Origin of the sequence: Streptomyces aurantiacus JA 4570, from assembly GCF_000414115.1 — a bacterium.
Classification (GTDB): domain Bacteria; phylum Actinomycetota; class Actinomycetes; order Streptomycetales; family Streptomycetaceae; genus Streptomyces; species Streptomyces aurantiacus_A.
Genome location: NZ_AOPZ01000505.1, coordinates 1 through 9,829 on the forward strand (window position 1 = coordinate 1; position 9,829 = coordinate 9,829).

The 9,829-nt window shown below is 75.3% G+C and carries 7 protein-coding genes; 3 read left to right on the plus strand and 4 right to left on the minus strand.

Annotation, left to right across the window (positions count from 1 at the left end; all coding sequences use genetic code 11):
* From STRAU_RS36290 to STRAU_RS36305, 4 genes are all read right to left on the minus strand, one after another.
* A partial coding sequence (locus tag STRAU_RS36290) for a tetratricopeptide repeat protein (protein ID WP_037664261.1) occupies nucleotides 1-1,857 on the minus strand: 1,857 nt, incomplete at its 3' end.
* A gap of 169 nt (nucleotides 1,858-2,026) precedes the next feature.
* On the minus strand, nucleotides 2,027-3,292 hold the full coding sequence (locus STRAU_RS36295; protein ID WP_016645377.1) for a DUF1266 domain-containing protein: 1,266 nt from the start codon (nucleotides 3,290-3,292) through the stop codon (nucleotides 2,027-2,029).
* An 84-nt stretch (nucleotides 3,293-3,376) separates the two neighbouring features.
* Nucleotides 3,377-4,594, minus strand: a complete 1,218-nt coding sequence (locus STRAU_RS36300; protein WP_052029426.1) for a cytochrome P450 — start codon at nucleotides 4,592-4,594, stop codon at nucleotides 3,377-3,379.
* Between the two features lie 92 nt (nucleotides 4,595-4,686).
* Nucleotides 4,687-5,505, minus strand: a complete 819-nt coding sequence (locus STRAU_RS36305) for an alpha/beta fold hydrolase (RefSeq protein WP_052029427.1) — start codon at nucleotides 5,503-5,505, stop codon at nucleotides 4,687-4,689.
* Nucleotides 5,506-6,411: 906 nt separating this feature from the next.
* On the opposite strand from STRAU_RS36305, the gene STRAU_RS36310 reads away from it, so the two are divergent.
* The 3 genes from STRAU_RS36310 to STRAU_RS36320 all read left to right on the plus strand — a co-directional run.
* Nucleotides 6,412-8,703 (plus strand): GTPase-associated protein 1-related protein, encoded by a 2,292-nt coding sequence (locus STRAU_RS36310; protein WP_037664262.1) that lies wholly within the window; start codon nucleotides 6,412-6,414, stop codon nucleotides 8,701-8,703.
* A 149-nt stretch (nucleotides 8,704-8,852) separates the two neighbouring features.
* Nucleotides 8,853-9,509 carry a vWA domain-containing protein gene (locus tag STRAU_RS36315; protein ID WP_037664267.1) on the plus strand — a complete coding sequence of 219 codons (657 nt, stop codon included), beginning with the start codon at nucleotides 8,853-8,855 and terminating at the stop codon, nucleotides 9,507-9,509.
* Nucleotides 9,506-9,829: protein phosphatase 2C domain-containing protein (locus STRAU_RS36320; protein ID WP_037664263.1), on the plus strand; the 324-nt coding region annotated here is incomplete at its 3' end. The genes STRAU_RS36315 and STRAU_RS36320, both read left to right, overlap by 4 nt.

The window sequence follows — 9,829 nt, forward strand, 5'->3', positions numbered from 1 at the left end:
GTGCCGGGCCGCCTCGGCGGGGCGGCCCCGGGCGAGGGCCACGTCGGCGAGGTTGAGGCGGGCCAGGCCGCCCGCGCGGACGTCGCCGACGCCCGGCAGCGCATCCGCCGCCCGCGTGAAGTACCGGGCGGCCTCGTCGAGGCGGCCCAGGCGCTGGTGGGCGAGGCCCCGGTAGTTGAGCGTGCGGGCGTGGCCGAGCGCGTTCCCGTCGGCGCGGAACTGGCGCGCCGCGCGCTCGAACATCTCCAGGGCCCGCTCGTGGCAGCCCATGCCCAGCTCGCCGACGCCGCCGGAGGTGAGCATCCGGCACTGCGCCGCCGTGTCGCCGAGATCCTCGGCGGCGGCGAGCCCCTCCTGGTGCGCGGCCCGCCACTCCTCGTAGAACTTGCGGCGCAGGAACAGCGGCCACAGTGCGTCGGCGAGCTGCCAGGCCACCGTCGGGAAGGCGGTGCGGGCGCCGCGCAGCACCGCCATCAGGTTGGGCAGTTCGCGCTCCTGCCAGTCGAGGGCCGCCTCCGGGCCCGTGCCGAAGTCCTCCGTGAGCACCGGTCCCGGGCCGTGGTCGCGGGCCATCGTGCGGTGCTGCGGGTCGACGATCCGCTCGGCCTGGGTCGCGGTGGCGAGGTAGTGGTCGGCGATCCGTCGCAGCGCCGCCGCGCGTGCCCACGGCGACTCGTCCTGCGCGGCCTTCGCCGCCGCGTGCAGCCGTACGAGATCGTGGAAGCGGTGCCGGTCCTCGTCGGCGTCGGTGAGCAGGTTCGCGTCGTGCAGCAGGTCGAGCAGGGCGAGGACGCGGGGCGCGTGCGGTGAGGCGGCCGCCGGTAGGGGGTGGGCATCCGCGTCGTCGGACCCCGCCCCACGCTCCGGCTCCGACAGCACGGCGATGGCCACCGCGTCGCCGAACTCCGTGCCCGGATGCAGCCCGAGGAGGCGGTAGAGGCGCGCGGCGTCCGGCGGGAGTTCCTGGTACGTCAGGTCGAGGGCCGCGCGCACGTTGTGGTCGCCGTCGATCGCCAGTTCCTCCAGCCGGTCGTGCTCCTCGGTGAGGGCCCGGACCATGGTGGTGATCCCGCGCCGCGGCCGGGCGGCGAGGCGGGCCCCGGCCACCCGCACCGCGAGCGGCAGCCCGGCGCACAACTCGACCAGGGCGCGGGCCTGTTCGGGCTGATCGGCCACGCGGTCGTCGGACAGCGTCGCGGCCAGCAGCTCCACGGCCTCGTCCACGCCGAGCGGCTCCAGCTGTACCGGGTGGCAGCCGTCGACGGTCAGGCCGGGCAGCCGCCAGCGGCTGGTCACGGCGGTGACGCTGCGGCCGCCCGGCAGCAGCGGCCGCACCTGCGCGGCGGACGCCGCGTCGTCGAGCAGCACCACGAGGCGCAGGCCCGCCGTCAACGAGCGGTACAGCGCGGCCTGTTCGGCGAGCCCCGCCGGGACCTGCGCGGCCGGGACGCCGAGGGCGCGCAGGAACCGGCCGATGACCTCGCCCGGGTCGGCGGGGCCGCCCGGCGACTGGGCGCCCAGGTCCGCGTAGAGCTGGCCGTCGGGGAAGTGCGGCCGCAGCGCGTGCAGCCAGGCCAGGGTGAGTGCCGTCTTGCCGACGCCGCCGAGGCCGCTGACCGCGACCAGGGTGTGGCCGCCGTGATCGGCCCGCAGCCGCTGGCGTTCGAGCAGGTCGAGTTCCGCCGTGCGGTCGGTGATGCGGGCCGCGGGCGGCAACTGCCACGGCGGTCGGGGCGGTTGCGGGGCCGTCGGTGGGTACTGGATGTGGATGCCGCCGTACACGGTCTGGGCCTGCACCGCCGGGCCCCGCACCGTCCCGCTCAGCTCGTTGTGGCCCCCCTGCTCCTGCCCCCGCACCGAGCACCCCCTCCGCCCCGCGGGCCGGCCCCACGCGAACCGTCCCCCTGTCAGGGCATCCTTTCCGCACGCGCGTGCGGTATCCGCGGTGAGGCCAACGCCACGTCGGGTGCGGCCGAAAGGCGCCTGTACTGACGGCGGGTGACGCCTTGTCAGGGAGGGATGTCCGTCACGCGGTGCGGAAAGGGACCGTCAGCCAGGGACTGTCCGGATCCGTCGTCAACGCCCGGTGCGCCCGCAGCACCGACGTGTACCAGGTCCCGAACTCCTCGTCGTCGAAGTGCAGACAGCGGCCCAGGACATAGCCCGCGGAGAACTCCGCCCAGGACGTGTACGCCGACTGCGCCTCGTGCGCGGCGCGTTCGAGGGCCGCGACCAGCTCGGCGTGCGTCGCGTACCGGGCGCCCCGGCCCCAGCGCGCCATCTTCGAGGCACGGCCCAGGTCCCAGGCCGCGACGCTGGCGACGTGGCCGTCGGGCGGGAGCAGCCCGTCGGCGCGGAACCGGGCCTCGTAGCGCAGGATCTTGCCGACGAGGTCGCGCAGCGCGGTGACGAACTGGTCGAGCTCCGGGTCGTCGCCCGGGCGGTGCGGGGTCCCGGGGCCGCCGGTCTCCACGACGCGGTTGCGCAGCGTCACCTCGACGCACCGGCGCCACAGCTCCGGGTCCACGGGCGTGCCCTGCTCGGCGGCGACCGCGAGCCGCGCCCCGAGCACGAAGTCCCAGTACCAGGGGCTGACTTCACGGCCGAGAAGGCGCTCCTGCACCCCCAGCCACTCCTCTCGGTCCCGCACGCCCCACCACTCCTCCAGGCGGGCCACCTCGTTGCTGTAGCCCGAGCCGTGCCAGTCGAGGGTGTTCCAGGCGTCGCCGTTGGCGAAGCACAGGTGGGCGCCGCAGGCCAGGCCGTGCAGCACCGGACCGTCCGGCGCGCCCGTGCGGCGGGTGTCGACGCGGTCGTCGATCCGGCCCTCGCGGTGGTGCTCGTCGTGCAGATCGGCCCAGACCTCGCGCTCCTCGTCCGTGGTGAGGTAGTACTGCTCGCACGGCGTCCGGGTGTTGACCACCATCACGTCGATGTCGTCCGGCCACTCGCGCGCGAGGGTGCCCAGCGTGACGTACTCGTACACGACGTCCGGATGCGGGCGCGGCAGGAGGCCCGACGTGTACACCTGCGCCACCCTGCGGCCGTCCGGGACCTCGACGCTGAACAGCGGCGGGGCGTCCGGCGCCGCGGCGAAGTCGGTGAGCGGCACCGGGCGGTAGACGCCCTCCACGGCGAGGGCCCGCAGATAGCCGTAGCCGTCGTCCGCCTCGACCAGCTCGTACAGATGCTGCTCCAGGTCGGCGGGCGCCTCCCAGCGGGTGCCGTCCCGCGGCGCCGGGACGACCGGGAACACGTCGTCGTGGTAGTCGTCTTCGGCTGCCGCGTGCATGGCCCCGCTTCTCGCTTCCGTGTTCGGGATGATCTTTCCCGAACGGTATCCGACGCGGCTGTCCCGCCCCGCCGGGGCGGGCGCTCAGTCCATCACGCGCAGAGGCAGCGTCTTCAGGCCGTTGATGAAGTGGGAGACGAGACGGCGCGGGGGCGCGGCCAGTCGGGGGTTCGGCATCGCGTCCAGCAACTCCTCGTAGAATGCCGCGAGTTGCAGCCGGGCGAAGTGGGCCCCCAGGCACACGTGCGGGCCGCCGCCGAACGACACGTGTGGGTTCGGATCGCGGGTCAGGTCGAGGCGGCCCGGGTCGGCGAACACCCGTTCGTCGCGGTTGGCCGCGGCGTGGAAGACCACCACCTTGTCGCCGCGCCGGATCCGCCGCCCCGCCAGCTCCGTGTCCCGGGCCGCCGTGCGCCGGAAGCTCAGCACCGGCGGATGCCAGCGCAACAGCTCCTCCACGGCCACGGCCACCGGGGCCGTCCCCTCCCGCAGCCGGCGCAGCTCACCGGGGTGCCCGGCCAGCGCGAGCACCCCGCCGGGCGCCGCGCCGCGCACGGTGTCGTTGCCCGCGACCGTCAGCAGGAAGAAGAACATCTCCAGTTCGGCGGTGCTCAGTTCGGGCGTGGTGGCGAGCGTGGTGAGGATGTCGTCGCCGGGGTGGCGCCGCTTGTGCGCGGCGAGTTCGGCGGCGTACGCGAACATGTCCGCCAGCATCGCAGGGGACCGCGGATTGACCGGCCGCCCGTCGGGGCCGAGCACCGGCTCGCCCGCCTCGTCCGGGTCCTGGTAGCCGATCACCCGCTGCGTCCAGTGCAGCAGCAGGCCGCGGTCGCTCTTCGGTACGCCGAGCAGGTCCGCGAGGTTCAGGAGCGCGTAGTCGTCGGTGACCGTGGCGACGAGGTCGCAGGTGCCGTCCCCGGCACGCGCCTCGTCGACCGCCCGGGCGAGCAGCGCGCGGGCGCGTTCGCGCGCCAGCGCCTCGAATCGGGCGACGCGGCGCGGAGTGAACGCGCGGCTCACCAAGGTGCGCAGCCTGCCGTGCCAGGGGGGATCCTGATTGAGCATCATGCGGCGGATGAACGGCAGGTCCGCCGGGTCCGGGTCACGGATCTGGGTGGCGCCCAGATACGAGGAGTACGTATCCGTGTCCTTGAGCACGGCCGTCACGTCCGCGTGCCGGGTCACCGCCCAGAACCCCGGGCCCGCGGGCCAGCCGAGCACCGGCGGCTCCTCCTGCCGGGCCACGGGGTGGTGGTCGCGCAGGGTGCGGTAGCGGTCGTACGGGACGTCTTCGGCGTACAGACGGGGGTCGAAGACGTCGGGGACGCCCGGGACGCCGGGGACGCCGGGGACGTTGGGGGCGCCGGAGGCGCCGGGGGCGCCGGACGGTGCGGTCACGGGGCCGCTTCGGCCGGGGGCTGTCCGTCCGCCGTCTCCGCCGTACCCTCGTCCGCCCGCAGGAAGTCCTCCACCGCCCGGATCAGGTCCAGCGGCGCCTCGTCCGCCGCGTAGTGGCCCGCGCCGGGCAGCTCCACCAGCTCGCCGCGCACGAACCACGTCAGCCAGGTCTCGCGCATCAGGCCCGCCGACAGGGCGGGGTCGAGCGCGCCGACGACGGCGAGCGCGGGCACTCGGCAGCCCGCCACCCGGGTGTGGAAGTCCTCCCGCGCCCAGGAGTCGAGCCACGCGCGGAACGCCTTGGCGTCGCTGCACGCGAACGAGCGCGCGACCATGCGGTCGAGCCACGCGGCCGGGCGCGCGCCGCCCGTCGTCAAGTCGATGATCGCCCGCCGGTTGTCCGCCAGGTGCGCGGCGGACGCGAACAGCTCCCACTGCTCGGGCGGCAGCGGGAGTCCGCACGCCGGCACCGGTGAGACGCCCACGAGCCGCCGCACCCGGCGCGGCGCGAGCGCCACCACGCGCTGCGCCACGCTGCCGCCCATCGAGTGCCCGACGAGCGAGAACCGCTCCCAGCCGAGCCGGTCGGCCAGGTCCAGCAGGTCCGCCGCGCCTTCGCCGGTGGTGTACGAGCCGACGGCGCCCTTGGCCTCGCCGTACCCGCGCAGGTCCACCAGGGCGTATTGGAAGGCGTCCGCGTCGAGGTCAGCGCGCACCGGCGCGTATGCCGAGCGGTCCGCGAACCAGCCGTGCACGGCGATCACCTTGTGCGGGCCGTCGCCGAGCAGCTCATGGGGAAGGATGAAGGCGGTCACGACCGCCACGATGGCCGTGGGGTGAGGGGTCGCGCAAGAGTGCGGGGCCCGCCGGGCGGGTGCGGGGGGCGAAACCGCCCGTGAGCGGGGGAAGTTGACCGACCGGCTGCGGGCGGCCGCCGCGGATGGTCACAATGTGGCATGGCCATCCGCCACCTCAGCTATCGGCTCGACGAGGAGCCGATCACCGGAGCCGTCCGCCTGATCCCCGTCCCCGCCCGTCCCCGTCCGGGGCCCCGATCCGACGCGGAGCCCGACGTCGGGATGGGCCCCGGGGCTGAAACCGGCTTCGGGCCGGGTCCTGCGTCCGTGTCCGGGGCGGGGGCGGAACCCGTGTCCGGGGCGGGGGGCGAACCCGTGTCCGGTTCGGGGTGGAAACCCGTGTCCGGGTCGGGGTCGAGACCCGCGTCCGGCTCCGCGCGGGAATCCGTGTCCGGGTCGGTGCCGAAACCCGTGGCCGGGCCGGGGCGGGAATCCGTGTCCGGGGCGGTGCCGGATTCCGTGTCCGGGGCGGGGCCGGAAGCCGAGTCAGGCTCCGTGTCTGGGTCGGGACCCGCAGCCGTGGCCGGTTCGGGGTCGGAACCCGTGGCCGGTTCCGTGCCGGAATCCGTGTCCGGGGCGGTGCCGGAATCCGCGTCCGGGGCGGTGCCGGAAGCCGAGCCCGGATCCGGGCCCGGTGCCCCTTCCGATTCCGTGGCGGATTCTTCGTCCGATGCCCCGCTCGCCCCTGACCCCGACCCCGACTCCGGCCCGGTTTCCGGCCCCGCTTCCGGCAACCACCCCGACCCCGGTCCGGCGTCCGGCTCCGACCCCGACCCCAGTCCCGCTTCCGTCCCCGGCCCCCGCCCCCGCCCCGGCCCGGAGCCCGATGCCGAGCCCAGCGGGGCCGCGGAGGTTGCCGAATGGGTGGAGTTGGCCGTCGGGGCCGGGTGTGGGCCCGGTGGGGGCGGGCTCGGTGGGGAGGCGCGGTTCAGCTTCAGCAGGCTGCCGGACGGCGCCAGCCTGCTGTGCCGCACCGTCGACGCCGGTCGCGGCGTCCGGGCGATCCACCTCACCGAGCCCGAGACCGCCCTGTTCGTCGAGCAGTGGCCGGTCACCCTGCTCGCGGCCCACGTGGTCCGTGACGCCGGGGACCCCGACGACGAACTCCCCGGCTCCGGAGGCTACTTCGGCCGCGAGGAGCTGGTCGGCTTCGCCCGCGCGCACGAGCCGCGCGTCGCCCCCTTCCTCGCCGACGTGCGCCGCCTCTTCGACGACCCGGCGGGACGCCAGCTCGTCGTCGCGGAGGAGAGCCCGGACACCGTCGCCCGCTGGATCGCGCTCGCCTGCGCCTCGCTGCCGCCCGCGTACGTCCCCTCGCTGACGTTCACCACCCGCGCCGCCGACCCCGGCCGCGCCCCGCAGCACATCGTCGGCATCGGACCCGACGCCGCCTTCGACCGCTTCGACGACACCGTGCTCGACCACCTCTACCGCGTCCACGACGGCCTCGACGGCCCCGGCAGCCCGCCCCTCACCGACACCTGGGCCACCTGGACGGCGCGGCTGTGGACCGCCGGGGCGCCGGTGCCGCGGGCGGGGGACGGCGGTGCGGAGGCCGGCGAGGAGGACGGCGCCGAACTCGGGCCCGAGGGCGGCCCGTTCGCGCCGAGCCGACTCGTGCCGGCACTGCTGCACGCGGGCCTCCTCTCCGGCGCCGAGGTGGCCGGGCTGCCCGGCGACCAGGCGAGACAGACCGTGGACGCGCTGGTCGCGATGGTCTGGACGGTCGCGTCGGTGCCGGCGAGCGGCGGTGATCCGCTGCTCGCCCTCACCGCCCTCTGCCGGGACATCGCCCGGCACGCCCCGGACCTCGCCGCGCCCCTCGCGCTCGCGCTGGCCCGGCACCGGCTCGGTGCCGCAGAACCACAGGACCTGGTGGGCGAACTGGCGGCCGCGTGCGCCGAGTTGCCGCTCGGCGCGGATGCCGCGCGGGTGCTGCGCGCCGAGTACGGCGGCGACGTCGACGAGGAACTGCGCCGGGCCCTGCGCGACCCCATGGAGGCATGGGTGGAACCGCTGCGGCTCGTGGCCGCGGTCGGGGCCGACGACGGGCGCGGGCTCGACGCCGCGACGAACCGGCTCTCCCGCGCCCTGCGCGACGTCGACGACACCACCCGCGCACGCGCCGTACGCGTACTCGACGCAGTCGGCGACGCGTCACTGACCCGCCGCGTCCTCGGTCTGCTCGGCGGCGAGAGCAGCCTCGGGCGGCTCAACCTGCTGCGCGGACTCGCCGCCTCCGCGCAGGGCGACTGGCTGCGCCGCAACCTCGACGAGAACTCCCCGCTGCCGCTGCGCCTCGCCGAGGCGACGGCCCGCTGGAGCGGCCCCGGCAACGGCCTGCGCGGCATCGCGCTGTTCGCCAAGCTCACCGAGGTCCTGCGGGGACACCGCGTGACCGACGCGGCGACGCTGGCGCAGATGTGGCGGCTCGTCTGGCCCGGCGGCGCGCCCGAACCCGCGGAACTGCCCTGGGTGGCCCGCACCTGCACGGTGCGACTGCTCATCGAGGCGGGCCTCGGACGGCACATGAGAGCCCTGGTGACGGCGCCCGACCGGGTCGACCGCGAGACCGTCACGTTCGCCCGCGACATGCTCCACGACCGCCTGAACCGGCAGGAGCGCGCCACCGCGCAACTGCTCGTCCTCGCCCAGGAACTCGCGGACCAGCGGCTCTCCGTACGCCAGGAGGTGCCCAAGCTCCAGGCCCTCATGGTCGACGCGGCGCCCCTCGGCCACACCGTGCGCCACGGCGTCGGCGCGCTCGTCGCGCGGGCCCTCGTGCACGCCGAGGCCGACCAGCTCGCCCGGCAGCCCGTGTTCCGTCACCTCATCCACGCCGGACCCGAACTGCTCCTGCCCTACCGGCAGTTGATGCTGGACGAGGCCAAGCAGGACCAGCTCGCGCGGGACCTTCCGGTCCGGCCGCACGAGGTCGGCGCGTACTACTTCCTGTGGCGGCCGCTGTCGGGCCCCGGTGTCAGCCACGACTGGCGGCGCGTCTCCGAAGAACTGCTCCGGGAGATCCTCGGGCCGGTCGTGGCGGGCCTCGACGAGGAGGCGCTGAGCGGCGTCGCCAACGCCGTCCTCGACGTTCAGGGCGAGGAGCGCCTCAAGGAGTGGAACGCCTGGCGCGACAGCCTCCGCGGCGGGTAGGCGCCCCCCCACCCCGCATCACGCCCCACCACGGCACCGGAAACACCCCGCACAGCACCGACGTGATCCACCTGGAGAGGACCAGCGTGAGCCGAATCAACAGCACCAGCGACACCAGCGTGATCGCCGACAACATTCCCGGCGGCGCCATGGCGAGCCGCCCCGTGCACTTCATCTGGATGCTCGACTGCTCGGGCTCCATGAGCGTGAACGGCAAGATCGGCCAGCTGAACTTCGCCATCCGCGAGGCCATCCCGGAGATGCAGCAGGCCGCCGACGCCAACCCCGCCGCCTCGCTGCTCGTGCGGGCCATCTCGTTCGCGAGCGGCGCGAGCTGGCACGTCGGCGAGCCCACACCGGTGGACAGCTTCTCCTGGGAGGACGTGCACACGTACGGCGGCACGGACATGGGTGCCGCCTTCAAGCTCGCCGCCGGGGCCCTGGAGACCCCGCCGATGCCCCAGCGCGCCCTGCCCCCGGTGCTCGCGCTCGCCTCCGACGGCCAGCCCACCGACGACTGGCGTGCCGGTCTGCGCGCCATCGACAGCACGCCCTGGGGCAAGCGCGCCGTGCGCGTCGCCGTCGCCATCGGCGACGACGCGGACAAGAGCATGCTCAAGGAGTTCCTCGCCAACCCCGAACTGGAGCCGCTGCAGGCCAAGAACCCGCGCCAGCTCGCCGCCGCCATCCGCTGGATGTCCACGGCCGTGGTGAAGGACGCCTCGACCCCCAAGGTCGAGGACGCCAAGCCCGCCGCGCCGGTGGGCCCGCCGCTGACCAAGGACGGAGACGACGAGATCTGGTGACCGCGGTCCGCGAGACGCCCACGCCGGTGGGCGACTGGGAACTGCTGCACGGCGCCGTCAAGGGCGTCGCCAAGCGGTACAGCCAGGACAGCTGCGCCGCCAAGCCGACGGCGGGCGGCCCCAAGCCGACGGCGGGCGGCCGCGCCGTCGTCCTCGCCGTCGCCGACGGCCACGGCTCCGCCGCGCACTTCCGCAGCGACCTGGGCGCGCGCTGGGCCGTCGAGGAGTTCACGGCCTGCGCGGAGGTGTTCGCGCACGAGGCCGTGCGGGTCGGCGCGGACGCGGCGAGCTGGCCCGGCCTGCGCGCCGAGGCCCGCCTG

Excerpts from the sequence above, each read along its gene's own strand:
- STRAU_RS36295 (WP_016645377.1), bottom strand. The coding sequence starts at position 3,292 with ATGCACGCGGCAGCCGAAGACGACTACCACGACGACGTGTTCCCGGTC.
- STRAU_RS36315 (WP_037664267.1), top strand. The coding sequence starts at position 8,853 with ATGGCGAGCCGCCCCGTGCACTTCATCTGGATGCTCGACTGCTCGGGC.